Consider the following 24,076-nt stretch of genomic DNA (forward strand, 5'->3'; position numbering starts at 1 on the left):
AGCTTCTCAAAGAAAAATCTCCCTACCACAAATAGAAAATAAGTTTTTTGGTTGCAGGCAATTTGCTTCTTTGAGAATTCATCCTGTCCGCAAAGCGTTGATAATGTGTTTACCTTCACTTTTGATTTCTTTTTAACCCGAAACTCAGTAGTTCCATGAAAGCAATTTTTACCACATTATGTTTCTTCTTCATGCTTAGCCCGAGCATTTTTATCCCAGATCATAACCCTGAGGAGGAATTAATGCTGTCCACGCAGAACTTGCTCCGTTCGATGAAGTTGATCGACCAAGCTATTTCGGCCCATTTTAGAGGAGAAGGAATGGCAATGGCTAGATTTTATAATCCCTACACTCAGGAGCGCTCCGAGGAAACAGGAAGTGTATGGATGTATTCTTCAGCTATCGAGGCAGTAAATGCTATTCTTCATACCTTAAAGTCACAGCGTGAGCATGGGGAGGATGAGTTTTACAAGGCACATTTTGCCAAATACTCAGATTTGCTGGCTGACTTGTATGAGAACGCAGATTACTACCTAGGCACTTTTACGTTGACTTCCTACACCCAAACCGAAGAGTGGTCGGTATATGGAGTAAACCGTGGAAAAGCTAAGGGCACAGCTAAGGTAGAGGGAATAGAAAATGTGTATGACGACCAGATGTGGTTAGTACGTGAATTGTTAGAATCTTACAAAGTTACTGGTACTCCTGCGTACTTAGAAAAAGCAGAATATCTTACAGCCTATGTGTTGGACGGCTGGGATACTTCTCGCAATGCCGATGGTTCAGAGCGAGGTGGAATCACTTGGGGTCCAGGTTACGTCACAAAACATGCTTGCAGTAATGGACCTATGGTTAGTCCGCTTGTTTGGCTACATGAGATCTATATGGGCAAAAATGATCAGATAACTCAGCGGTACATTGATCCTGTCGATAAGAAAAGCCGAAAGACCAAAAAGGTATCTAAAAGCGACTATTATCTGGATTTTGCCAAAAAGGTGTACCATTGGCAAAAGAAAGAATTGCTGGGAGAGGAAGGCGTTTATGTAGATATGATGGGAAGCTGCACTCCCGGCAAGCCTCAGACCGAAACGATCAATGGTACCAAATACCGTGTTGGGATTACCTGCACAGATCCTGTGGGAACTCCTTATACCTATAATAGTGGTACCATGCTATCAGGTGCAGCAGACTTGTTCAGAGTCACCAAAGACAAAAAATACTTGAAAGACGCCAAGAAACTGTCTGATGCTAGTTTTCAGTATTTTGCTACCCTTGGGCAAACGCTACCAGGTCATTACACATACGGAACTGAAGGTTTCAGAAACTGGTTTAATGGCGTATTGATGCGTGCATTTGTGGAAATAGAGCCGGAATATGAAAATGCAGCCGATTATGTGGATTCTTTCCAAAAGAACCTTGATTATGGTTATGAGCACTTCTTGTACAAGGGATTTTTACCTACTGACTTATTAACCGGTTGGAATGCTGATCAAGCAAAAAATGCTACAGAAGGGATGTTCAATTTTACTTTTGCGGCGGAATATGCGGTATTGGCCAGATATGAATTGGACCAAAGCGAATGATTGCGTGGTGAACATAATTAAAGGTGGGAATCGAACTAATTACCATCTTCTTTTTAATTTGGTGCGAATGACCTAAATTAGGGTTTGGTATTCGCCCTTACCCTAATTTTATGAAACTTCAGACTCGTTCTCTTGCACTCCTATCAATACTTATGGCCGTTTTCTCCTGTGCAGAAAAGTTGGAAGAAAAAGAAAAGCTTCCTAACGTCATTGTGATTTTAGCTGATGACTTGGGTTATGGAGATATTCATGCCTTCAATCCAGAGAGTAAAATACCTACCCCAAATATTGATGCGTTGGCTGCTGGAGGAATGAAATTCACTGATGCTCATACACCTTCTGCGGTGTGTACGCCAACTCGATACGGGTTTCTGACAGGTAGATACAATTGGCGGAGTACCTTGAAGTCCGGGGTTCTGACTGGGAAATCACCGGCGCTCATCGAGGACGAGCGCACGACTATAGCCGATGTGATGAAAACCGCCGGTTACCATACTGCTTTTATAGGAAAGTGGCACCTGGGCTGGAACTGGGGGCTAGTAGATGGTGATACGCTACGGGGTGAAGGCTGGGACGCTAAAGACTTTGACCAGATTGATTTCAGCAAACCTATTACCCATACGCCAAATGATCTGGGTTTTGACTATTCCTATGGACATTCAGGCTCACTGGACATGGCTCCTTATGTCTATGTGGAAAATGGTGAAGTTACCGCCCTGCCAGACACAGTGACTGTCAATACCGGCAAATATTCCTGGTGGAGAGAGGGACCAACTTCCCATGATTTTGACCATGAAAAAGTCACCCCTAACTTCTTCGAACGATCTATTCATTACATAGAGGAGAAGTCTCAGGACGACAAGCCATTTTTCTTATACTTGGCTCTACCGTCTCCGCACACGCCTATTTTGCCGCCAGCAGAATGGCAGGGAAAAAGTGGAGTTGCTCCATTTGGAGATTTTATAATGATGATAGACGATTATGTGGGGCAGGTAAATGCAGCGATCAAAAATGCCGGAATTGAAGAGAATACACTGATTATTTTCACCAGCGATAATGGAGGTTCGCCGGCAGCAGGACTAGATGTGATGCAGGCTGCGGGGCATTTCTCCAGCTATATTTACCGAGGTCATAAAGCGGATATTTACGAAGGTGGCCACCGAGTTCCGTTTATTGCCAAGTGGCCTGCCAAAATCCAAGCTGGCACTACCAGAGACCACACCATTTGCCTGACAGATGTAATTGCAACCAGCGCAGAGATTACGGGGTATGAATTGAAGGACAATGAAGGGGAAGATAGCTTCAGCTTGATGAGGCTATTTGATTTCGATGATCCACTGGAGGAATTTCGGGAGGCAACAGTGCATCATTCCATCAATGGTTCTTTTGCGATCCGTCAAGGAGATTGGAAGCTGATCATGGCCAAAGGATCTGGGGGATGGAGCGCACCCAAACCGAATACTCCGGACGAAGAAGGACTATCAGATGTACAGTTATATAATTTGGCCTCTGATCCAGGTGAGACGACTAATCTTCAGGCGGAAAATCCTGAGAAAGTTGCGGCGCTAAAAAGTCTTCTGAGTAAGTATATCAAAGAGGGCAGAAGTACCCCAGGTGCTCCTCAACAAAATGATAAGATCGAAGGCGAGTGGAAGCAGATTGGGTTTGTGGAGTAGGGACAAAATTATTTAGGTCCTAATTCACTAGAACTATATTTATTAACAAATCTCCGAACATATTTTTCTAATTGGGTGCCTAAGTAATAAGGTAAATTCATTAAATAGAAATCAGTGCCAGCAATCGTTCGAGCTGGTTCTATTTTAAATTCTCCAGCATATACTCTGACGGCGTATGGATGTTCACATCGATCCATAAATTGGTGAAGAGAGCGAAGTGTCCCTTTGCTTCCCGACTTTACTTCTACTGGGATGAGATATTTTTCAAAAGGAAAAATTAAGTCAACTTCAGAGTTGCTGTCTTTTTCCTGTCGAACCCAAAAGTTAGAAGTGGAATAGTAATCTTCTACAGTGGAGTTAATTTCTTGAGCTACTAAATGTTGGACAATTCTACCTTTATGCACCTCATCCAGATCTCCTACTTGAATGAGTTGAGCTTGAAGCCCCATTGCTTGATTCCATAGACCAGTGTCAAGAAATTGTAGTCTTGGGCGCTTTTTGAAATCAATCACAATAGGAGGCTTGACACTGGTAGTTGGATAAATCAATTGAATAATTCTAGCTAAATCCAATGCACGCAAGGCTTCTCCTACTTCTCTACTTTTGTAATTCGAGTTTCCAAAACCCTCAAACTTAATGCGATCTAGTTCAAAAGGTGCCGTATCGATCACGTGCCTAATGATTCTTTTCTCGGTTTCATTTTTAGCATATTTCTCTACATCATCTTTATAAGCTTGCCAAAGCTTGCGATAGTTTGATGATAAGGCCTCCACATTCTTATTTTGTGCAAAATCACTTACTAGAGCTGGCATGCCACCGATCAATGCATATTGATGAAAATGCTCTTTAAGAATTTGATGGGCATATTCTGGAACGGGTACGTCGCGCAATGACTCCAAAGCCCTAAGCTGTCCCATTGCTAGAAGAAACTCTTCAAAATTGAGTGGATGTAAGTATAAATAATCAACTCTTCCGACTGGAAAGCTTGGGATTTTAGATAGTGCGAACTCAAGGAGAGATCCTGCTGCAATAACGAATAGGTCTGGACTGTCTTCTAAAAAATAGCGTAATTGAGTAATTGCGCGGGGACTTTCTTGTATTTCATCTATAAACAAGAGAGTTTGTCCAGTTTTGGGACTTGTGTTTTTAGACAGGAAAATTGCATTCAGGATTTTCTCCGTTCCTTCCAGTTCGAAGAGTCTTCGCTCGCTGTCTCTTTCCAGGTTTAATTCTATATAAGTAGAGAAATCCTTGGAAAATTCTCTTACCAGCGTAGTTTTACCAACTTGCCTAGCTCCACGGATGATCAGTGGTTTTCTACTTTCCAATTCCTTCCATTTCAGTAATTTACTGAGTGAATTCCGTAGTATCATTTTTCCATTTGTAACAAAGAGTAGGTTAAATTAACGGATATATGTCACAAAGCGAACCATATTTTATATTTTTTTTGTCACAAAGAGTAAGTAATTTCATCCAAAGTGAAAAATTGAATAAAATAGCTTCATTAAAAACCTAACTATTCAAACACATTAAATATGGTAGAAGCACTGCTAAGCAAAATGATAAAATCGAAGGGGAGTGGAAGCAGATTGGGTTTGTGGAGGAGGCTTTGAGTCTAAGCTTCTAGCATGAGTTCGACCGCCTTCGGGGTCGTGGGTTAGTTTGGTACCCAATAAACCATGGGTTACACCTATGGTTACGCCACGGCGCACAGGTATTAATGGTTTGACCCCGTTAGGGGGCATGCTTTTAAATCGATTTTCAGCAAATCATTTGATCTTTCAATCTCCAGTCGTTTTTAGAGGAGAAGTCAACACATACGACCCGTGACCACGAAGTGGTCCAACTTATCAATAACCGCGGGTGCAACCCGTGGACATCAGAAATAATAATTGAAAATGGTAACCCCGAAGGGGTTGAACTTTGATAAGTATCTTGACTATCACTAAAGATTGTTAGGTTTGACCTATTCTGGGTCTTGGGGTTCATCTGGGGAATTCTTTTATCTACCCGAAATAAGGAGAGTCCATACATCTTTATTTTTTTAACTGATCAATAGTCACCAAGTATTCCAATAATTGTTAGAATAGCTCCTACAAATATCAGTATCCAAATACCTAATATGAATTGTGTCAACGAGTAACTCCAAACTCGCTCTTGTTTTTCTTTGGCCGACTTATTTGATTCAATTGCCAGTCCGAGTATTCCCAATAGAAGGAAAACAAGTCCGATGATTAAAATGTCTACATTCATTTTTTAATTTCTATTATCCAGCCACCAATTTATTTATTATTAAATATTTTTAGTGGGTGGCTCATCATCGGTTTTATTCACTTTATCTCCGGCTTCCTTGGACACTCGAAATCTAGTTTTTATGATACACGAGCTTGGGCGGTGACAGCGAATTTTCCAATTTTCTAATTCGAAATTTAAAGCCTAATTGCCCGCGCCACCACCTTCGCCATGATCCCCAAACCTTCGGTATTTGGATGAACTCCATCAGGTAGGAGATCTTCATGGCCCATAAATGGGGTATATAGATCGATCAGCTCGGAGCCTGAGTCTATTGCAATATCCATGATCATCATGCGTTGCTCATTGTTCATGACTACTGGAGTGATTCCGAAGTTTTCACGGGTTACAGGTACCGGCATGATTACATAGACTTTGCCATCGGCAGGCATGGTTTTCTTAAACTCAGCGATCATATCCAAATAGTCTTGTCTGAATTCAGAAGCATATTTCCAGTTCTGAGGCTTGGAATCATTTGTTCCCAACATGATGATCAGAATGTCGGCTTTGAAGTCTTTCACCTGCTGAAACTGTGGCTCATTCCAAAAAGGGTAATCACCTTTGCGTAAAAGAGTTCTTCCACTTACTCCGAAATTCCCCACTTCATAGGCGTCACCGAGAATGGCTTGCATCTGTAACGGCCAGCTGTCTGGATTGTCTCTTCCTGGACCTTGGGTGATACTATTTCCCACACAGGCGATTTTGATAGGAGATTGTGCCAAAGAAACACTGGCAAAAGCCAGAAGAGCGACTAAAAGTAAATTGAGTTTTTTCATGTGTTTAGGTTTATGGGGTTGAGAATTGATCCGTAAAATAAATAATATCCACGAGCATCCGTGCATCAACTATGGACTTTTGCCCATTCGCCTTATCTTTAATCCGTGCAGTTTCTTTTTAAAATCTATCAGCGGCTTACCTGGCTTTCTTTGGATGTGGTTCTTGGCTCAATGGCAGGTATGCTTTTTTTTGAGCGAGCACTGAGAGTAGAATTGGACTGGCAGGAATATGCGCTGCTGGGTATGGCTGTTTGGTGCATTTATACCGCAGATCATTTGATGGATGCGCGAAAACTGGCAGCTGAGCATGCTGAGGACAGGCGTCGTTTTCATCTGATTTACCAAAAGCCTTTACTGCTTATGTTAGGCATTGTTGGATGTATTGGCCTGTATTGGGCGATAAAGTTCTTCGGGTTTTCTCAGGAATTGTTTTTCGGTGCAGGGCTTGGGGTTGTGATTCTAGGGATTATGTTTGCCGTGAGGAAATTGGCCGCTAAGCAAGCCCTTCTAAAGGAACTCAGTTCCGCTATATTCTATGTAATCGGGATTTCTTGGCTTCCTTGGTATGAAGCTCCAGCCATAGATTATACCTGGACGGCTTTTGGCCTGACTATTTTATACATGGGCTTAGCTTACCTAAATCTGATTATGCTTTCCAGTTTGGATAAGGAGAGCGACTCGGAATCTGGCTTTTCTTCCATCGCCACACTTATCCCTCAGGAGAAGCTTAACCCGAGAATTCACCAGCTGGCAATTGGATTAATGCTATTCGCTTTAATTGGTTTGCTACTGGTGAATTCTCTTTATAGGATTTTCCCGGGTTTAGTATTGTTGATGTTGCTTGTCCACTATTTGAGCTTTTTCAAATCTGGCTCTAGCCCTGAACAAATCCGGATGCGAATGGAAATCGCCTTCCTGATTCCTGCTATTTTGATCTTGCTTTAGACAAAAGCACTATGTCCGGTAATGGCCCGACCTACGATCAGTGAGTTGATTTCCTTGGTGCCTTCATAGCTGTAAACTGCTTCCGCATCAGCTACAAATCTCGCGATATCATGGCGGAGCAAAATGCCATTTCCTCCGAAAAGCTCTCGGGAATGATCCACGATGGAGCGCATACGAAGCGTACAGAAAACTTTGGCTAGGGAAGCATGTTCGTCTTTCAGAATGTCATCGTCCTGCATTTCCGATAATCTGAATACCATCGTCTGCATGGCAGTCAAATCACCTAGCATAGTCACCAAAAGATCCTGAACGAGTTGGAAGGAAGCGATAGGTCTGCCGAATTGCTTGCGTTCATTGGTGTATGCCAACGCCAATTCATATGCTCCTCTGGAACAGCCTACGGCTTGCCATGCAACCCCAGCTCTGGTCATGCGAAGTACCTTGGAAGTGTCGCGGAAGGAGTTTGCTTCCTGCAATCTGTCTGATTCCGGCACCTCACAATTCGTAAGCGTGATCAGGGCATTCTGAACAATTCTCAGCGCCATTTTATCTTCCAGTTTTTCAGCTTTGAATCCGGGATTTTCTTTTCGCACGATAAATCCTTTCACCTGCTGATCGTCCAAGTCTCTCGCCCAGATGACAGTCATGTCTGAAAACGTAGCATTTCCAATCCACTTTTTCTGCCCATTTAGCACCCAGGCATCGCCTTCTCTTTTACAAGTAGTAGTCAAACCGCCTGCTACACCGGATCCGACTTCAGGCTCGGTCAAGCCAAATGCCCCGATTTTCTCAAGCTTTTGCATAGCAGGTAGCCATTCATGCTTTTGGACTTCAGAACCACAGAGGTAAACGGAACCCATGGCTAAGCCACTTTGCACTCCGAAGAATGTGGAGATGGAAGTGTCTATTCTCGCCATTTCCATCGCTACAAAACCTTCGAGCAGTGCGGAATGGCCGGGACAGCCATAACCTTGGTAGGTGAGACCGGCAATGTCGAGTTCTGCCATTTTTGGGATGATCTGCATGGGAAATTCACCACGGTTCCAGTAGTCATTCGCGATGGGTTTGATCTCCCGTTCCATAAATTCACGTACCCGAAGCTGGATCTCCCGCTCGTGATGAGGAAGGGTTTTACCAAGCTCATAAAAATCTCCATTGATCGGAGGGATTGTCTTCGGACGTCTTCCGCCCTTCATCATTCCCATCATTTTCGACAGGTCTTCCTCGCTCATTTGGGATACCAATCCGACCATCTTGGAAATATCAACTTTTTGGGAAAGCTTTGAGATTTGATCCAGATCGATGGTGGATAAAAGTTGGCGCAGACCGCCTATGGTTTTAAATAGATTCTTCATAAAAAGGGTATTTTGGGAATTAGTTCATTCCTTTAAACTAGTGAAAGATCAGTATAGTTTACTTGCTCCATTCTACAATCGTCTGACCAAACTGGTTTTTGGTGAGGATTTGACGTTGGCAAAACGCCATTTTGTGGAAAATATAGAAGGAAGAAAGGTCTTAATCATCGGTGGGGGAGATGGCCTGGCTTACCAAAGTTTCCAAAATCACTTATCAGGTGAGTATTGGGAAATATCCAGAGCTATGCTTCAAAAAGCTGAGGTTAACCTGGAAGAAAGTGGATTGAGCTTTCATTTGGGCTTTTTTCAGGCCGAAAAAGAATTTGATGAAGTATGGCTACATTTTGTACTGGATACCATGTTGGATGAGGAGATTGAAAGTCTTTTGAGAGAGATTAGGAAAAGTTTGAAACCTCAAGGCACAATTCACTTGGCTGATTTTTTTTCTCCCCAAAACTTTTTTCAGCGGATTAAACAAGGGAGTATGATTGGATTTTTCAGAATAGCCGCGAATCACAAGCGGAAAAATCTTCCTGATTATGAGGCAATCCTCGAAAATCAAAACTGGGTTAAAATGGCGGAAAAAGATTTTCTAGAAGGCTGGGTCAAAGCGCAGAAATGGAGTTTAAAATGAATTGATTTCAGGTTTATTTCTGAATAGCTCCATCAGGCGAGTCAGGGAACTCATCGCCCCGGTACGGCACGAAGATAGCAATCCAGATGGATCGGCTTATCCGGTACATAAATGGCAAAAAAACTAGTACCGTAACCGCGAGGACAGACAGAAGGAGGGTGAGAGAATAGTCAGGGATGACCACTGATAATGCCACCCAAGCAGTAATGAACAACGCCGTATTAATCGCATAACTGATGAACATGGCTCCGAAGTAATAGCCAGGTTCTGGCTCAAAGGATTGCCCACAATGCGAGCAGGATTTGTTCATAACCGAAAATTTTGTGGTTAGCAGTTTGCCCCGCAAAAACATATCGCCTTGATGGCAGCGAGGGCATTTACATTGATAAATACTTTTTAGGGTGGAAAGTCTCATTCTCGTGTTGATTTGTTAAATTCCTAGAGCATGATAAGAGTAAACTCCTTTATGCTAACTAGGGATTAGATTTCTCAATAATTTTCATAATCATCTCATCAAAGTATTTTCCGTTTCCCGGTCCATACCAGTTCATTTCCCGCACTTCATGAAAGTCTTCGTCATAGAGTTCATCAGGCGTGATATAACCAATATAGCCTCCGTTGAAAGTAGTGATGATCAAATTCAAACCTTTGCTTTGCGCCAGCTTCTCCCACTTTTCATAGAAAACACCAGAAAGCTCTCCACTGGAAGCGATCATCAAGGTGTTGCCGATCTGGGTGATGTCAAGATGTGCATCTGTTTCTCCAAGAAGGTAATTGAATAACCAAGGTCGGAGGCGAAGGTTGTCTGAAACTCGAAGATGCGGCTCTCGCAAGGATACCGGTAAGTAGCCTGTTTTGATCCGGTGATTTTTGACAGTTGCGAAATAAGTCATCCGAAGATTCACGGCAGAATCCAGTTGATGTGCGTATAGTTCTACCATCTCAGGAGTATTTCCTGGCCGCAAAGGTCTATGACTCCCAACTGCTCCTGCAGCATACATTGCAAAATCAAAACCTCCAGCTTCCAGGTCTTTTGTCAGGTAAAAAGGGTAATCACCAGACAAACCCATGAACTTGGTGGTCATGGTAGTCGCATGAGCTGAGTAGGTGAGGAAGGTAGCTTTTTTGCCGGACTTTTTGGTGAAAATAAGTTGACGAACAAAAGGATCTGTCGGACCATCTTTCACAAATCGATTGGCGACAAGAGCTCCTGCGTCTGCTTTACGATAGTTGATGGAAACCGTGTCTTGATTAGATATCGCATGTTGCAAAGCCGAAAGACTACGCGAAACCATCAGGTCAATTATCTCTTGATCGTAACCTCCAAAAGCCATTTCTCCCATCGGACCCGGCATGTAGCCACCCATTCCTGAGTGCGTATGTGTAGCGGTGAAAATCACCTGATCCACGGGCAGTTTTGATTCGCTTATCGCATGTTGAATTTGCTCTGCAAGCTTCGGGTGCACGATCAGCAACTCATAATTAAGCCAAGCAACTCTAGTTTTTCCGTTGGAAAGAGCCAATGCTTTGACGTAGCTGCTGTCCTGTACAAACTCGTATTTTCCTCGAGGAGCATAGCCAACTAGATCAGCGGGTTCGGACGGGGTCATGTTGACACTTGACCAGCCAGCAAGCCAGGTTTCCCCTTGGGAATTAGAAAAAGTGCTTTGATCTAAGCTCTCCAAAGTCTCTTTATAAAAGGCTTGGTCCTCAATAGGAGAGCGATCTACTTTGGTCAGCGTGATCAATCCTATTACTAACAAAACAACAAAAGTCCAGCTTAGGACTTTTGTTGTTTTTAATAAGATGTTTTTCCCTTTCAATGCCATTTAAATACGGATGTCCACTGTTTTATTTGATTAAGAGCAAAGTGACTTCATAAATGGTAAACACTATCTTATCCGGTACTTCGGTCTTCCGTCATCGGTCTTCTGACCGGGGGAGCAAGGAGAATACTGGTGCTGATATGATTTCAGTTAAATAGATAACTTAATATTCGAAAACACCATGAGGGCTGGTAATCGTTACTTTTTTGCCTTGATATGGCTCAACTCTACCGATGATCTGTGCCTCTACGCCGTATGATTCAGCGATGTCGATTATCTCCTCCGCATAGCGCTCATCCAGATAAACTTCCATTCTGTGTCCCATGTTGAAGACTTTGTACATCTCTTTCCAGTCCGTACCGCTTTCTTCTTGGATGATCTGGAAAAGGGGAGGTGTTTCAAACAAATTGTCTTTGATCACATGCACGTCGTCCACGAAGTGAAGGACTTTGGTCTGGGCTCCACCGCTGCAGTGCACCAAACCATGAATCCTAGGTCGCATGTAGTTCAGAACATCCACCATGATAGGCGCATAAGTTCTCGTTGGGGAAAGAACCAGTTTGCCAATGTCCACAGGGGCTCCTGGAGCAGGATCTGTTAGGTTATATTTTCCTGAGTAAACGAGCTCTTCCGGTACAGAAGGGTCAAAGCTCTCAGGGTATTTTGTTTTCAATACTTTGTTGAACACATCGTGACGGGCAGAAGTAAGTCCATTGCTTCCCATGCCACCGTTGTATGCTGTTTCGTATTTTGCCTGACCAAAAGAAGCCAATCCTACGATCACATCACCTCCCTGAATCTGATCATTTGAGATCACTTCATCGCGGCGCATTCTGCAAGTGACTGTACTATCAACGATGATCGTGCGGACCAAGTCACCAACATCTGCGGTTTCACCGCCAGTGAGTACAGCATTGACTCCGTTGTCACGAAGCATCTGAAGCACTTCTTCCGTGCCTTCGATGATTGCTGAGATTACCTCTCCGGGAACCAGGTTTTTATTTCTTCCAATCGTAGAAGAAACGAGGATATTATTGATCGCACCTACGCAAAGCAAATCATCGGTGTTCATGATGATCGCATCCTGCGCAATACCTTTCCATACGCTCACATCGCCGGTTTCTTTCCAGTAGGAATATGCCAGAGAGGATTTCGTGCCGGCACCGTCAGCGTGCATGATATTGCAGTAGTCTGGATCGTTGCCAAGGGTGTCTTCTACGATCTTACAAAATGCCTTTGGATAAAGCCCTTTATCAAGTTTTGAAATGGCCTGATGCACATCTTCTTTGGAGGCGGAAACTCCGCGCTGCATGTATCGCTCGTTCATGTGGGCAAAGTTAATAGGTTCTCCGCAAAATGGATGAATAAGAAGGGTAAAGTTAAACAGGTGGCTTTAACCAAAGATTGCTCGGGTTTCGCGGAGGAGGCAGTTTAAAAGTTGGGCTTCGAACTCTTGGTTCTACGGATTGAGCGCAGCTTGGGCAGGAAGGTTAGTCTTAGAATACTTAATTTTCTCAAAATCAAAAATGTGTATATTGTATAAAATTATACACATTATGAGAACAAACATTGAAATTGATGAAAAGCTGATGGAGGAAGCGATGAAAGCTTCTGGCTTGACTACAAAGAAAGCCACCGTGGAAGAAGGGCTGAGGCTCATTCTTACTTTGAAAAAGCAAAAACGAATTCAGGAATATAGAGGTAAAATGAAATGGGAGGGTGATTTAGAGAAAATGAGGACGGATTTATGATCATGGTCGATTCATCTGTGTGGATAGATTACTTTAATGGGAATAGGAATTCGCAAACTGATTTTTTAGATGGAGCACTCGGCAAGGAAATCATCTGTACAGGCGATTTGATAATGACTGAAGTACTCCAAGGGTTTAACGCTGATAGCGACTTTTTAAAGGCAATGGGTTTTTTCGAGGATTTGCATTATTTCAATTTAAGTGGTAAAGATATAGCAGTTTTGGCGGCTCAGAATTTTAGATTTTTAAGGAAAAAAGGGGTGACAATTCGAAAAACCATTGATGTTCTGATTGCCACATTTTGCATCCACAATGAAGTAGTACTTCTCCATAATGACAAAGACTATGTGCCATTTGTAATCTACTTAGGATTAAAATCTGCGATTTAAAAAGTTCAAAAACCTTGATTATGTGAGTCTAATCGAATAAATCAAGTCCCGCTTCTGGAGAAGCAGAACATCTGTGCCCACTGCGATAAACTCTGTGCTCCCCGCGGTTAAACACCTTTTATCAGTTTACTCAGGAATGCTCAAGCACCATTTCTTTCACGCATTCTACCCAAGTATCTTCAGAATTTAGGCTAGGCACCAAATCCCATTCCTCACCGCCTCCTTCGAGGAATTTGTCTCTGTATTCACCAGCTACTTCCACGGTAGTTTCTAGGCAGTCAGCCACAAAAGCTGGGGAGAAGGCTAATACCTTCTTCACTCCTTGCTTATTCAGCTCATCAATTACATCATCCGTGTAAGGTTTTACCCAGGGATCCTTCCCTAATCTAGATTGAAAGCAATTCACGGTTTTCTCTTCTGGGATGCCTAGTTTCTCGGCTATCAACCGAGTCGTTTTGAAGCATTGTGCACGATAGCAATAATGGTTTTTAGCCCCATATTTATTACAGCAAGCACCAAGCTGGCAGTAACCATCTACAGAACCTTTGAGTATGTGTCGCTCCGGGAGTCCATGGTAAGAGAAGAGAATTTTATCGTACTCCTTTCCTTCCAGCATTGCTCTGCCACGCTCTGCCCAAGCCTCTAGAAATAGAGGTTGCTCAATGAAATTGCTGATAAAAGTAATGTCAGGAATGATCTGCCAGCCTCGGGCTATCTCCATCACTTTGTCCTGTACCGAACCTGTGGAGGCAGAAGCGTATTGAGGGAAAAGCGGAAGTACAATGATTTTGGTGACATGAGCTTTTCTCAATTCTTCCAATCCAGCTTCTATGGATGGGGTTTGGTACCGCATCGCGATCGCTACTTTATATTGCTTGGAATCAAGTTTATTGATCAGTTTATCTCTAAGGTCTTCTGTATGAAAAAGTAGAGGAGAGCCACGGTCTGTCCATAGTTTTCGGTATTCATGCGCGGACTTGGGTGCGCGGAAAGGGGCAATAATCAGATTGATCAGCATCCATCTGAACACAACGGGGATGTCGATCACCCGTCCATCCATTAGAAATTCTCGAAGGTATTTTCTTACGTCGCCGGTAGCGGTACTATCTGGGGTGCCCAGGTTAACCAGCAAAACGCCGGTTTTTCCGGTTTTAGTCATGAGAGCTTTTGGTATGAGGATTTGCGTTTCAGAACCCAAAAATACGTCCGATTGTTAGATTTAGCCAATTGATCCTAAGAATCAACGATTGAAAAAAGCTTTTAAACCTTCAGATTCCTCGCCCAACCAATCAGTGGTCCTGCACTCATGCTGGCAATAATCGCTAAAATCACCAACCCTATAAAGAGCGGCTCAGTGACCAGACCGTTCTCTAAAGCTATCAATCCCAGGACTATATCCATGCTTCCTCTTGTGCTCATACCAATGCCTGCGACGATGGATTCTTTACGGGGAATACCTGCAAGTCGTCCTCCAAAATAAGCTCCATAATATTTTGTCAAAAGACCAACTACAATGACAACCCCAACGATTCCAGGATCGAATCCTGAGATAAAGTTTACTTTGAGTCCGATGGATACAAAGAAGATCGGTGCGAAGATGTTATTGATAAATTGGTGTAAGATCTCTTTGGCTTTTTCGGTTAAATACTCAGAATCTCCCAGCGCCACTCCGATGATAAAGGCTCCGAAAATGGCGTGTATTCCAATGAATTCGGTAAAGGAGGCTGCCAAAAAGCAAAGTGCCAAAGAAAGCGAAAGTAAGCCTCCAGGCCATGCCAGTTTCTTGTTGATCCAAGGTAAAACCTTGTTAATTAGTCCTTTTCCCACGGTGAGCATGACCAAGGTGAAAAGTAAGGTCAACCCTATGGTAGGCCAAACTCCCAGGCCTTCACTTCCAGACTCAGATAGAGATAAGATCACAGAGAATATCAGCCAGCCGAGCACGTCCACTATCATGGCTCCGGCTATAATGAGAAGGCCTGAAGAGGTTTTGAAGAGATTCAGATCCATCAAAATCCTGGCTACAATGGCTAAGCCTGTGATTGAGATCGCTAGTCCGAAGAAGGTGGAGGCAACTATTCTATCGTTGATATTCACACCCAGAAATTCCGGGAAAGCATAGGCAACTACAAAGCCTGCAATAATCGGTAGGACCATCGAGGCTACGGCTATATAAAGTGCCTTTTTTCCCTGGCTCCATACGATGTGTAATTCCACCTCCAATCCGGCTATGAAAAGCAACAGCACGACAGATATCTGCACAAAACCGTCAAAGGCAATGTTGGTCATCTCATGAGCGCCAAATAGATACTCATGAGCTCCAGGGAAGAAGTTGCCGAGAATCGTCGGGCCTAGAATAATTCCTGCAAAGATTTCACCTACTACGGCAGGTTGCTTGAATTTCCTTGCTAACTCAGCAAATACTCTAGCGAGAATAAGAATAGAGGCGAGTTGGAGGAGTAAATTAATTACCTCCTTATGGTCTAGCGTTTCCATGGAGGTTTAATTTTTTACGATTAGTAAATTACAAGGCAAAGTGCTTAGCAGATCTTCCAAGTCATGCGGGAATATCCGATCGAAAAAATTCAATTTATGATCATCTCCTACCACGAGTAGGTCAGCATCTATTTTCTCGCAGAATCTTGCGAGTTCCACGGCCCATCGTCCTCCCGTCACTTTTATGTTTGGTCTCAATTTACCTAGATCCACATTTTTTAATATGTCCTCCACATACGTCAGTTCATGTTGCACAAGTTGCCTGCGTGTCTGAGAAGCCTCTTCCTCAGAATCCTCACTGGCTGTTCCCATTTGAAGCCCGTACATCTTTATTTCGTTCAGAATGTGGACTTGCTCAGCATTTATTTTTTTGGAAAAATCTATCCCTACTTTGATTACATGAGGAGTGATTTCCAATTGGGTGCCGTTGAGCACTATTTTTTCAAAAACTGTAGAACCTACCTTGGGCTCAATTAGTGTGAGGACAGAGCATGGAGCTTTACGGATGATTTTGCGCCCTACCGACCCCATGTAATACGTGAGGAATCCTTCACGTTTTAGTGCGCCGGCCACCAACAAATCAGCATTTTCTTCTTTGCATGCCTCATTGATCATTTTTACTGGTTTTCCTTCTTTCCAGATCAACTTTGTTTTGATTTGGTCTAAGCCTGTTTTGATCAGGATTTCTTCAAGTTTGGCCTCCAATTCATCGGTCTTTTTTCCGATATGAATGAGGATCAACTCAGACTCGAAGAGTTCGACCAGGCGCTTTGTTTCAGAAATCAGAGCTTCCATCCTTGGGGAAAAAGCTATGGCAAGGGCTACTTTTTGATACATGTTGAAAAAGCTAATGACCTTAAATAAGCGAATTTTCCCGATCTGTACAATACTTTTAATGCAACTCCATTTATCCTGACCCCGATCCATTCAAGGGTTATTTAGGCATTCCGAAAAAGGAAGAGGCTTTTTGTCCCGAATTTTTAGTAAAATTTAGGATCAATCTTTTTCGGGATTGGAAAAATCAGAGAATTAAAACCCAAACGATTTATGAAGAAAACACTACTCAGTTGGTTGTTGATGGGAGGGATGGGACTTTCGGGCGCTGCATTTGCGCAGTCCGATTACTCCACGATCAGTCAGCTCAATCAGCGTTTGCAAAGCGTAGCATCCAATGCTTCCGCCACGCTCACCTCACTCACCAAAACAGAAGGTGGCAAAGATATTTGGGTGCTGAAAGTCGGCACCGGTGAACCTGATCAAAAACCTGCTATCGCAGTAGTGGGAGGAGTGGAAGGCTACGAAGTTTTGAGTGTTGAATTAGCAGTTCAATTTGCTGAAAAGCTGGTTGCTGATCACTCAGATGCACTTGAGGCTACCACGTTTTACATTTTCCCAAACCTATCTCCTGATGCTTACGAGCAGTATTTTGCTTCCTTGAAATACGAGAGGAGAGGGAATGCGGTATCCATTGATCACGATCGAGATGGAATACCAGGAGGTAGCGGTTACTCAGACTTGAATGGAGATGGTGTGATTACCATGATGCGAGTTGAAGATCCTATGGGAGACTATATCCTTTCAAAAGAAGACGAGCGCGTGCTTGTGAAAGCCGATAAATCTAAAGGAGAAGCAGGTAAATATTTGCTATATAAAGAATCCAAAGACGATGATAAGGATGGAGAGTTTGCTGAAGATCTAAAAGAAGGGATTGCCTTCAACAAGTCTCTGACGTACAAGTTTCCGGTTTTTGAGCCTTTGGCAGGCGATATGCCTGTGACCCAGAAGGAGTCAAGAGCAATGCTGGATTACCTGTTTGACCAGTGGAATATTTTCGCTTTTGTGACTTTTTCTCCAGCTAACAACTTGTCTGCGCCATTGAAGTACAACGCCGGAAATGCAAGCAAACGGGTGGTAACTTCCATTTTGGAGAAAGACCACGCGATCAATGCAATGGTTTCGGATATCTACAAGGAAACGGTGACGCAGAAAGCTTACCAGCAGGACAATCAAGGAACTGATGGGGATTTCTTTCAGTGGGCCTATTTTCATTTTGCAAGATTAAGCTTCAGTACGCCTGGTTACTGGACTCCGGAATACAAGGATTCTACAGGAAAAGGGAAGTCAAATGCTGAGGCTAATTATTTGGCTTGGGCGGATTCTCTGGAAATGAATGATGTTTTTGTCTCTTGGACAGAAGTGGAGCACCCTGATTTTCCAGGTAAAAAAGTTGAAGTTGGAGGAGTTAAGCCGTTTGTGATGACAACTCCTGCTTTTGATAAAGTAGATGAGATTGCTGCGCAACATACCGAGTTTATTCTCAAGCTGGCGGAGATGCAGCCAAAACTGGAAATCCACAACGTAAAAACCGAATCACTAGGAAATGGCTTGACCCGGGTGACCATGGATTTGTTTAATAATTCTGCTATTCCTACCCACTCAGAAATGGGTGAGCGTTCCCGGTGGCTTCGCAAAATCAGGATCGATTTGGATGCAAAAGAGGAAGATATCGTAGCGGGAAACAAAATCGAACTCATGGACTCTATCGGCGCCTATGAGAAAGCTAGTTTCAGTTGGATTATTCGTGGTTCAGGAAATGTGACTGTAAAGGCTGGCGCTTCTCATGCCGGATTCACTTCTACAACCGTAAAACTTTAAGCCATGCAAAAGATAAAAACAACAAAATTGATCTTCGCTTTGGCTTTGGGAGCACTTAGCCTAGGAAGTTATAAAGCAGATGCTCAGGAGAAATTTTTTAGAGCAGTCGGCACACCACACAATCCAAAAGTAGATATAGCCTTCAATCGCTATTATACTTATGAAGGTTTGGTGGATAATATGAAAAAGATTGCGGCAGCGCATCCAAACATCGCTAAGCTGGAATCTATCGGAAAATCTTACGAGGGACGCGACATGTGGACCTTGACGATTACGGATTTTTCTACAGGTAAGGATACGGATAAACCAGGAATGTGGATTGATGGTAATATTCACTCCAATGAGATCCAGGGTGGTGAATTCTCCCTTTATGGAGCTTGGTACCTGACCGAAATGTTTGCTGATAATGAATTTATTCAGCAATTATTGAAGGATAAGGTGTTTTACATCACGCCGACCATCAATCCCGATGCGAGAAATGATTTCTTTCTGGAGCCAAATACTGCCAATTCTCCACGCTCAGGGATGATGATTCTTGACAACGATGGTGATGGAGTAGCCGGAGAGGACGGGATGGATGATCTGGATGGGGATGGTCATATCACCATGATGATCAGAAAATCACCTACAGGGCGCTACATCAAAGATCCTCAGGATCCGCGCAAGCTGATAATGGTGGGAGCAGATAAAATGGGTGAATATGAAATGCTCGGACAGGAAGGTACAGATGGAGATGGCGATGGTCGTGTGAATGACGATGGAGTTGGGTATTACGATCCAAACCGTGACTGGGGCTGGAACTGGCAACCGGATTATATCCAAAGAGGGGCATTGAGATATCCATTTACGCTACCGGAAAACCGCTCTATCATGGAGTTTGTGAAAAAGCACCCGAATATAGCTGGAGCTCAAAGTTTCCACAACTCAGGAGGCATGATCCTGAGAGGACCAGGTGCAGAAGAGGATGTGAGTACCTACAATCGAAATGATATCCGAATCTACGATGCCTTGGGTCAAAAAGGCCAGGAAATGATACCAGGATATAGATACCTGACTGTTTATAAGGATTTATATTCTGTTTTTGGAGGGGAATTAGATTGGTTTTATGGTGTGCGCGGGATTTTCACCTTTTCAAATGAGCTGATGGTTCCATACTTGTATTTCCATAAACAAGGCGGCGGGCAAAATGAAATGTTCGAGGTAGATGAGTTTTTGACGATGGGAGATGCCTTTGTGAATTGGCATGAGTATGAGCATCCGCAGTTTGGAACAGTTGAGATCGGAGGATTCAAAAAGAATTTTGGTCGTGCTCATCCGGGATTCTTATTGGAGCAGGACGCTCACCGGAATATTGCATTCACGATTTACCATGCTTACCACACGCCAAAACTTTCTGTAATGGATGTGAAGGAAGAAGATCTTGGTGGAGGTCTGAAAGCGATCACTGCAACTATCTTTAATGAGCGTCTGATGCCAACACACGCCAGCCAGGATCTTAAATACAAGATTGAAAGACCTGATTACGTCACTCTTTCCGGAGCCAAAGTTGTTGCGGGATTTGTGGTGGAAGATGAGGATTTCAACAAGTTGACAGAGCAAAAAAATAATCCTGAGAAAATCTTGGTTGAAAATGTGCCGGGAATGACTGGAGTAAAAGTGAAGTGGATTGTGTCCTCTGGGTCCAATTATTCCATTACAGTCGATTCTGCCAAAGGCGGAAAGGCGAGTTGGAAGAAGTAAAATTTTACTTATAACGAATCCTAAAGCCGGCTCCTTCGGGAGTCGGTTTTTTTGGTGGTCAGGCTTTTGGAAAATCTTAAGGAAACGAAATCTTCGAGAATGGGTATAAATACTTAGAGCCAAAACTAATAGCCATGGCAAAGAACAGCAGACCCAGTATAAAAAATGAAGAGCAATATGAAGCCCTTCGTGACAAAGGAATGAGTCAGGAAAAGGCTGCCCGAATCGCCAATACCGAAGACTCAGGAAAAAAGGGAGGAAAGGCCAAGCCCTATGAGGAGCGGACAAAAGATGAACTTTACGAACAGGCCAAATTCGTAGGCATCGAAGGAAGAAGTAAAATGACCAAGAAGGAATTGATTTATGCCCTTCGAAACAACTAAAAAAAAGCCCTGTCCCGGTAAACCGAGGCAGGGCTAGCTTTATAGAGTTGGTTTAGCTTATAGGCTAGTAACGTAGCTTTCGAAACCTGAAGCTGTTTTTACTTTGAAGTTGATGCCTGCTCCACTCACTTTATCGAAAGAGTAGATTTTGTGAAGTCCCTGAGGATTGTCGATTTTCTCAGTGTGGATCAATTTGTCTCCATCATAGATCATTACTTCGATATCTTTTGCATCCAAGTTGCTTACTAGCAATCTGTATTTGTTGTCTCCCATTGGAGCAACTCTAGAGAATACAGTTGGAACTTCAGTTACGAAGTTATTGAATGAACCTGAAGTTAAGACACCAGATTCGTCTGTAACTACTACAGAATAAGCTCCTTGAGGAAGTGCTTTAAGGTCATACTTCTTAGCAAACGCCTCAGTCTTGTTGATTCTGTCTCTTAAGATCAAACGATCTTCAGCATCAGTGATTTTCACGATCACAGTTCCTTGTGGTGCTTCATTGAAAGCTACTGCTACCTTAGTAGTTTCAGTTTGTCTAATGACAACTGCTGTTCCTTCTGATTTGGCAAACGCTCCTGCAGCGATCCCCGCTACAAAAAGCAATGTGAATAATTTTTTCATTTTAATAATTGGTTTGAATAGGTTCTAATTTTTGTGTAACCGCCGGACGGCTGATCCGTCTCTTGGTGGGGTAATTTGGGCTACATTTTCCATCGGGGTAACCGATTGGTTTGTTATTACGATTCAAAGGTACGATGGAAATCATTAATTACAAATACTTCAATGAAAAAAGATTATTGTTAATGATTTGATAACAGATCAATGAAATATTTGCCGATTTAATAAAATGCTCCCGCAATCGATAGCGGAACTCGTTGCGTTTCGATTTTTGCCAGTTTTGAAAAATATTTATTGGTAAAAAAGGGTTTTACAAAATATTGTAATCACAGCTTTTAAGAATGTCTATAGATTTCCAATGGAAATTTTGTGAAAAAAAATTTAAAATATTTTTCAGAAGGCATTTCAAAAGAGAAGGAAATGAAGCCGATTTGATAAAAATCAACAATATTTGGCTAAAGTTATTGCTGTTATATCATCCGGATATTGAGGATTAGGCAAAAAAAACAGGCTTAGAATCGATTATCTAAACCTGTTTTTGGAAATCTCACAAAAATAGGAAATGTGACTTTTCCGGATTTTTAGACTGAATTAGTTTCTTCCCTTATAATTTGCCGCTTTTGCAACCAATTCCTGGTCAAATTTTCCTTTTAATTCCACCACCATTAGGTCACCTTCATCGCCACCCACTAGCACCACTAAGTCCGAAATGGTATTTCCTCCTTTGGAATAAACCATCACTCCGCCTTTTTTGCCTTCGGACGCTTCCATTAACAAATCGTAGCGCTCCCTTTCCAAGCCTTTTTGCAAAGCTTTATATTCCACTCTGCCGTCATCAACGTGATCAGGTAGCGTAAAGAAATTTAGTTTTTCGATAGACTTAGCTACAGTCGCCATGTCATTCTCGTCAATATCGATTTTGAAGCCCTCTGCAAAATTCATAAAGTTGCCCCCGATCTCCATGTGAAAGAAGTCGTCTTCACTTTTGTATTTTTCATAAAGAGCCTTGACGCTTTTGCTCTGTGCCTGAACGGCCATTACTGATCCGATTAGTGCTAAGGTTAGGATTAGCTTTTTCATAATTATTATATAGTATGGTTTTTTTTAAATGCTTATTTCTGTTGTCAACCTTTTGGGTAACTTGAAGTATCTTCTTAATTGAGAATTGAGAATTGAGAATTGAGAATTGAGAATTATTTTACTCCCTTACTTCCTTTCCCATATAGATCCATTCCCGGGATATCAGTTTTTTCGGCCAGCATGTTTAGGTCTTCATAGGTGAAGCTTCCCAGCATGGATAATAAGGTGAAATCTCCCGCTTCTCCTGAGATCATCATAAGTTCCTTTACTAAGCCACCTTCCTCGCGAACCATAAACTTCAGGCTACTTCCCTTGTCTTCCACAATCATAAGGTCTTCGTACTTATTTTTAGTAAGCGTTCCCATGGCTTCTCTATAGAAAGTCATTCCATCCACTTCGTCGGAGGAAAGAATTCGAATCCCTTTTACTTTTTGAATCAGTTCCCCGAGGTCCTCTGAGTCTTTGTCTGTTCCTGCATTGCTTTTCAGAAAGCCTCCAGCCATCTGCATCATCTTCGGACTGATATACACCCTGGAGAAACGGTCATCTTCCATGTATTTGGAGAAGAAGCGCTGGATGGCATCATCCTGAGCCTGCACCTTTATAGTAAAGGCGAGCAGTAAAAGTGGTATTAGTATATATTTTTTCATTGCTTATTTTGATAAGGAGTTGCCAAATAATTGGTTTGTTGTATTCAGGTATTTCATTTCATTCATTACACCCATTTCTTCCTGACCTTTTGAGAGGTTAGTTTGGATTAAAGCAAATGCCTGCATCACCTCTAGGTATGCTTCCTGCTCAGCTTGCTTCTGCTCATATACAGTCCATCCCCAGACGGAGCCGAACAAGATTGCCACAGATGCAGCCCAATTCATCCAGTTTCTGGATTTGATAGGGACTGTCTTAGTAGGCATTTTTATGCTTGGTTCTTCGGACGTGATCTCGCTTATACCTATAAACAAAGCTTTCTCATCGGCATATCCTTCGGCAGATTGAAGTAAAAGCTTCAATTCCTGTTCTTCAGCTAAGCTTGTCTCAGCTTCCCAGTACTTTTCGAGTAATTCGTCTATTCGCTGGTTCATTTGGTTAATTTTTGGTTGAGCATCCGCTCTCGAATGCTTTTTCTGGCTCGGTGAAGATTCACTTTCACTTGTTCCAAACTTATGTCCAGGTGCTCTGTAATTTCCTCGTAACTCAAGCCTTCCACTTCTCTCAGGTGAAAAATCTCCTGCTGTCGTATCGGCAATCCTTTGACAAGCTTCATCACTTGTCGCACGGTGTCTTTTGTGTCTTCAGAAACTGTTTCTTCAAGTTGCAATTCTTCCAACCCTTCAAGAGAGTCTAGTTTCTTCGTTTGGCGGAAGTGCATCAATGCTTCATTTTTCAAACTTCTCACCAGCCAAGCAGTTAAGTTGGGGTGGGTTCGAAGTTCTTCTTCCCGTTCGAAGGTTTTTTCGAAGACATTCTGAAGCAAATCCTCGGCAAGGGATCTATCCCTAACCCAGAGATACCCCAGCCGATAGAGCCTGCCTCTTTGCGGCCAGATATGTGCTTCAAAAAATGACTTCATTTAATACGGTAATGCATGAGATAGGCGTATGTTACAGTCGGGGCTAAAAAAAAGTGAAGTTTTTTTTGAACTTTCTTTTCTACAGAGTAGCCGAAGACTATCAGTAATTTAAGATTTTGGCTGTGAGAAATAGCTAGACTAAATTGCTTCTAAATTGCAGATCAATATAGTATGCATGCCTACTATTTCTTAATTTGCTATACTTCAAGCAAAAATTGATTCTGTATCTTGTATCAAACCTTAAACACAGCGATGGGTTGGAACCATTCAAAAGAGAGAAGTTTAGAAATTCCTAATTCAGGTA

General features: G+C 42.6%; 23 protein-coding genes. 9 read left to right on the forward strand and 14 right to left on the reverse strand.

Features of this window, described 5'->3' with window-relative positions:
- The first annotated feature begins 155 nt into the window (after positions 1 to 155).
- The gene (locus BM386_RS15055; RefSeq protein WP_091695812.1) at positions 156 to 1,583 is read left to right on the forward strand and encodes a glycoside hydrolase family 76 protein; all 1,428 of its coding nucleotides are present in this window, start codon (positions 156 to 158) and stop codon (positions 1,581 to 1,583) included.
- Between the two features lie 110 nt (positions 1,584 to 1,693).
- Complete coding sequence (locus BM386_RS15060; RefSeq protein ID WP_091695814.1) at positions 1,694 to 3,259, forward strand: sulfatase family protein; 1,566 nt, start codon at positions 1,694 to 1,696, stop codon at positions 3,257 to 3,259.
- 8 nt (positions 3,260 to 3,267) lie between these two features.
- Here the strand turns inward: BM386_RS15060 and BM386_RS15065 are convergent, their stop codons facing one another.
- Together BM386_RS15065 and BM386_RS15075 are read right to left on the reverse strand one after the other, a co-directional pair.
- Entirely contained in the window at positions 3,268 to 4,632 is a 1,365-nt protein-coding gene (locus BM386_RS15065) for an ATP-binding protein (protein WP_091695815.1), read from the reverse strand.
- Positions 4,633 to 5,688: 1,056 nt separating this feature from the next.
- On the reverse strand, positions 5,689 to 6,327 hold the full coding sequence (locus BM386_RS15075; protein ID WP_091695819.1) for a GDSL-type esterase/lipase family protein: 639 nt from the start codon (positions 6,325 to 6,327) through the stop codon (positions 5,689 to 5,691).
- Between the two features lie 105 nt (positions 6,328 to 6,432).
- Between BM386_RS15075 and BM386_RS15080 the strand changes: the two genes are divergently transcribed.
- A complete protein-coding gene (locus BM386_RS15080) occupies positions 6,433 to 7,272 on the forward strand; it encodes a hypothetical protein (protein ID WP_091695820.1) in 840 nt (279 codons plus the stop codon).
- Here BM386_RS15080 and BM386_RS15085 read toward each other — a convergent pair.
- Positions 7,269 to 8,627 (reverse strand): acyl-CoA dehydrogenase family protein, encoded by a 1,359-nt coding sequence (locus BM386_RS15085; RefSeq protein ID WP_091695822.1) that lies wholly within the window; start codon positions 8,625 to 8,627, stop codon positions 7,269 to 7,271. The two genes, BM386_RS15080 and BM386_RS15085, sit on opposite strands and share 4 nt — an antisense overlap.
- Positions 8,628 to 8,667: 40 nt before the next feature.
- On the opposite strand from BM386_RS15085, the gene BM386_RS15090 reads away from it, so the two are divergent.
- Entirely contained in the window at positions 8,668 to 9,261 is a 594-nt protein-coding gene (locus BM386_RS15090; protein ID WP_170857107.1) for a class I SAM-dependent methyltransferase, read from the forward strand.
- Positions 9,262 to 9,274: 13 nt separating this feature from the next.
- Here BM386_RS15090 and BM386_RS15095 read toward each other — a convergent pair whose 3' ends face one another.
- The 3 genes from BM386_RS15095 to BM386_RS15105 form a co-directional block, all read right to left on the reverse strand.
- The gene (locus BM386_RS15095) at positions 9,275 to 9,676 is read right to left on the reverse strand and encodes a DUF983 domain-containing protein (protein ID WP_244545541.1); all 402 of its coding nucleotides are present in this window, start codon (positions 9,674 to 9,676) and stop codon (positions 9,275 to 9,277) included.
- A 58-nt stretch (positions 9,677 to 9,734) separates the two neighbouring features.
- Positions 9,735 to 11,090 (reverse strand): neutral/alkaline non-lysosomal ceramidase N-terminal domain-containing protein, encoded by a 1,356-nt coding sequence (locus BM386_RS15100; protein WP_091695826.1) that lies wholly within the window; start codon positions 11,088 to 11,090, stop codon positions 9,735 to 9,737.
- A 160-nt stretch (positions 11,091 to 11,250) separates the two neighbouring features.
- The gene (locus BM386_RS15105; RefSeq protein ID WP_091695828.1) at positions 11,251 to 12,414 is read right to left on the reverse strand and encodes an AIR synthase related protein; all 1,164 of its coding nucleotides are present in this window, start codon (positions 12,412 to 12,414) and stop codon (positions 11,251 to 11,253) included.
- A gap of 229 nt (positions 12,415 to 12,643) precedes the next feature.
- Here BM386_RS15105 and BM386_RS15110 point away from each other — a divergent pair, with 229 nt between their 5' ends.
- Positions 12,644 to 12,838 carry a type II toxin-antitoxin system VapB family antitoxin gene (locus BM386_RS15110; protein ID WP_091695830.1) on the forward strand — a complete coding sequence of 65 codons (195 nt, stop codon included), beginning with the start codon at positions 12,644 to 12,646 and terminating at the stop codon, positions 12,836 to 12,838.
- Between the two features lie 2 nt (positions 12,839 to 12,840).
- The gene (gene vapC / locus BM386_RS15115) at positions 12,841 to 13,227 is read left to right on the forward strand and encodes a type II toxin-antitoxin system VapC family toxin (protein ID WP_211482916.1); all 387 of its coding nucleotides are present in this window, start codon (positions 12,841 to 12,843) and stop codon (positions 13,225 to 13,227) included.
- Between the two features lie 130 nt (positions 13,228 to 13,357).
- Here the strand turns inward: vapC and hemH are convergent, their stop codons facing one another.
- The 3 genes from hemH to BM386_RS15130 all read right to left on the reverse strand — a co-directional run bounded on the left by hemH (position 13,358) and on the right by BM386_RS15130 (position 16,560).
- Complete coding sequence (gene hemH / locus BM386_RS15120) at positions 13,358 to 14,386, reverse strand: ferrochelatase (RefSeq protein ID WP_091695833.1); 1,029 nt, start codon at positions 14,384 to 14,386, stop codon at positions 13,358 to 13,360.
- A gap of 101 nt (positions 14,387 to 14,487) precedes the next feature.
- Positions 14,488 to 15,723: a cation:proton antiporter gene (locus BM386_RS15125; RefSeq protein ID WP_091695835.1), complete on the reverse strand. Its 1,236-nt coding sequence runs from the start codon at positions 15,721 to 15,723 to the stop codon at positions 14,488 to 14,490.
- 6 nt (positions 15,724 to 15,729) lie between these two features.
- Positions 15,730 to 16,560 carry a universal stress protein gene (locus tag BM386_RS15130; RefSeq protein WP_091696142.1) on the reverse strand — a complete coding sequence of 277 codons (831 nt, stop codon included), beginning with the start codon at positions 16,558 to 16,560 and terminating at the stop codon, positions 15,730 to 15,732.
- Between the two features lie 210 nt (positions 16,561 to 16,770).
- On the opposite strand from BM386_RS15130, the gene BM386_RS15135 reads away from it, so the two are divergent.
- From BM386_RS15135 to BM386_RS15145, 3 genes are all read left to right on the forward strand, one after another.
- Entirely contained in the window at positions 16,771 to 18,378 is a 1,608-nt protein-coding gene (locus tag BM386_RS15135) for a M14 family metallopeptidase (RefSeq protein ID WP_091695836.1), read from the forward strand.
- Positions 18,379 to 18,381: 3 nt separating this feature from the next.
- A complete protein-coding gene (locus BM386_RS15140; RefSeq protein ID WP_091695838.1) occupies positions 18,382 to 20,118 on the forward strand; it encodes a M14 family metallopeptidase in 1,737 nt (578 codons plus the stop codon).
- Positions 20,119 to 20,252: 134 nt separating this feature from the next.
- Complete coding sequence (locus BM386_RS15145) at positions 20,253 to 20,501, forward strand: DUF7218 family protein (protein ID WP_091695839.1); 249 nt, start codon at positions 20,253 to 20,255, stop codon at positions 20,499 to 20,501.
- 57 nt (positions 20,502 to 20,558) lie between these two features.
- Here BM386_RS15145 and BM386_RS15150 read toward each other — a convergent pair whose 3' ends face one another.
- From BM386_RS15150 to BM386_RS15170, 5 genes are all read right to left on the reverse strand, one after another.
- Positions 20,559 to 21,125: a hypothetical protein gene (locus BM386_RS15150; RefSeq protein WP_091695841.1), complete on the reverse strand. Its 567-nt coding sequence runs from the start codon at positions 21,123 to 21,125 to the stop codon at positions 20,559 to 20,561.
- Between the two features lie 588 nt (positions 21,126 to 21,713).
- A complete protein-coding gene (locus tag BM386_RS15155) occupies positions 21,714 to 22,202 on the reverse strand; it encodes a DUF4252 domain-containing protein (RefSeq protein WP_091695842.1) in 489 nt (162 codons plus the stop codon).
- Positions 22,203 to 22,315: 113 nt separating this feature from the next.
- Complete coding sequence (locus BM386_RS15160; protein ID WP_091695844.1) at positions 22,316 to 22,852, reverse strand: DUF4252 domain-containing protein; 537 nt, start codon at positions 22,850 to 22,852, stop codon at positions 22,316 to 22,318.
- Positions 22,853 to 22,855: 3 nt separating this feature from the next.
- The gene (locus BM386_RS15165) at positions 22,856 to 23,284 is read right to left on the reverse strand and encodes a hypothetical protein (RefSeq protein WP_091695846.1); all 429 of its coding nucleotides are present in this window, start codon (positions 23,282 to 23,284) and stop codon (positions 22,856 to 22,858) included.
- A complete protein-coding gene (locus tag BM386_RS15170) occupies positions 23,281 to 23,772 on the reverse strand; it encodes an RNA polymerase sigma factor (RefSeq protein ID WP_091695847.1) in 492 nt (163 codons plus the stop codon). Before BM386_RS15170 ends, BM386_RS15165 begins: the two co-directional genes overlap by 4 nt.
- Between the last annotated feature and the right edge of the window lie 304 nt (positions 23,773 to 24,076).

This window comes from Algoriphagus locisalis (genome assembly GCF_900116615.1).
Classification (GTDB): domain Bacteria; phylum Bacteroidota; class Bacteroidia; order Cytophagales; family Cyclobacteriaceae; genus Algoriphagus; species Algoriphagus locisalis.

Coding starts and splice junctions, on each gene's coding strand:
- vapC (WP_211482916.1), top strand. CDS start 12,841: ATGGTCGATTCATCTGTGTGGATAGATTACTTTAATGGGAATAGGAAT.
- BM386_RS15065 (WP_091695815.1), bottom strand. CDS start 4,632: ATGATACTACGGAATTCACTCAGTAAATTACTGAAATGGAAGGAATTG.
- BM386_RS15095 (WP_244545541.1), bottom strand. CDS start 9,676: ATGAGACTTTCCACCCTAAAAAGTATTTATCAATGTAAATGCCCTCGC.
- BM386_RS15085 (WP_091695822.1), bottom strand. CDS start 8,627: ATGAAGAATCTATTTAAAACCATAGGCGGTCTGCGCCAACTTTTATCC.
- BM386_RS15060 (WP_091695814.1), top strand. CDS start 1,694: ATGAAACTTCAGACTCGTTCTCTTGCACTCCTATCAATACTTATGGCC.
- BM386_RS15100 (WP_091695826.1), bottom strand. CDS start 11,090: ATGGCATTGAAAGGGAAAAACATCTTATTAAAAACAACAAAAGTCCTA.
- hemH (WP_091695833.1), bottom strand. CDS start 14,386: ATGACTAAAACCGGAAAAACCGGCGTTTTGCTGGTTAACCTGGGCACC.
- BM386_RS15135 (WP_091695836.1), top strand. CDS start 16,771: ATGAAGAAAACACTACTCAGTTGGTTGTTGATGGGAGGGATGGGACTT.
- BM386_RS15110 (WP_091695830.1), top strand. CDS start 12,644: ATGAGAACAAACATTGAAATTGATGAAAAGCTGATGGAGGAAGCGATG.
- BM386_RS15140 (WP_091695838.1), top strand. CDS start 18,382: ATGCAAAAGATAAAAACAACAAAATTGATCTTCGCTTTGGCTTTGGGA.
- BM386_RS15150 (WP_091695841.1), bottom strand. CDS start 21,125: ATGAAAAAATTATTCACATTGCTTTTTGTAGCGGGGATCGCTGCAGGA.
- BM386_RS15170 (WP_091695847.1), bottom strand. CDS start 23,772: ATGAAGTCATTTTTTGAAGCACATATCTGGCCGCAAAGAGGCAGGCTC.
- BM386_RS15155 (WP_091695842.1), bottom strand. CDS start 22,202: ATGAAAAAGCTAATCCTAACCTTAGCACTAATCGGATCAGTAATGGCC.
- BM386_RS15055 (WP_091695812.1), top strand. CDS start 156: ATGAAAGCAATTTTTACCACATTATGTTTCTTCTTCATGCTTAGCCCG.
- BM386_RS15075 (WP_091695819.1), bottom strand. CDS start 6,327: ATGAAAAAACTCAATTTACTTTTAGTCGCTCTTCTGGCTTTTGCCAGT.
- BM386_RS15160 (WP_091695844.1), bottom strand. CDS start 22,852: ATGAAAAAATATATACTAATACCACTTTTACTGCTCGCCTTTACTATA.
- BM386_RS15105 (WP_091695828.1), bottom strand. CDS start 12,414: ATGAACGAGCGATACATGCAGCGCGGAGTTTCCGCCTCCAAAGAAGAT.
- BM386_RS15165 (WP_091695846.1), bottom strand. CDS start 23,284: ATGAACCAGCGAATAGACGAATTACTCGAAAAGTACTGGGAAGCTGAG.
- BM386_RS15125 (WP_091695835.1), bottom strand. CDS start 15,723: ATGGAAACGCTAGACCATAAGGAGGTAATTAATTTACTCCTCCAACTC.
- BM386_RS15145 (WP_091695839.1), top strand. CDS start 20,253: ATGGCAAAGAACAGCAGACCCAGTATAAAAAATGAAGAGCAATATGAA.
- BM386_RS15130 (WP_091696142.1), bottom strand. CDS start 16,560: ATGTATCAAAAAGTAGCCCTTGCCATAGCTTTTTCCCCAAGGATGGAA.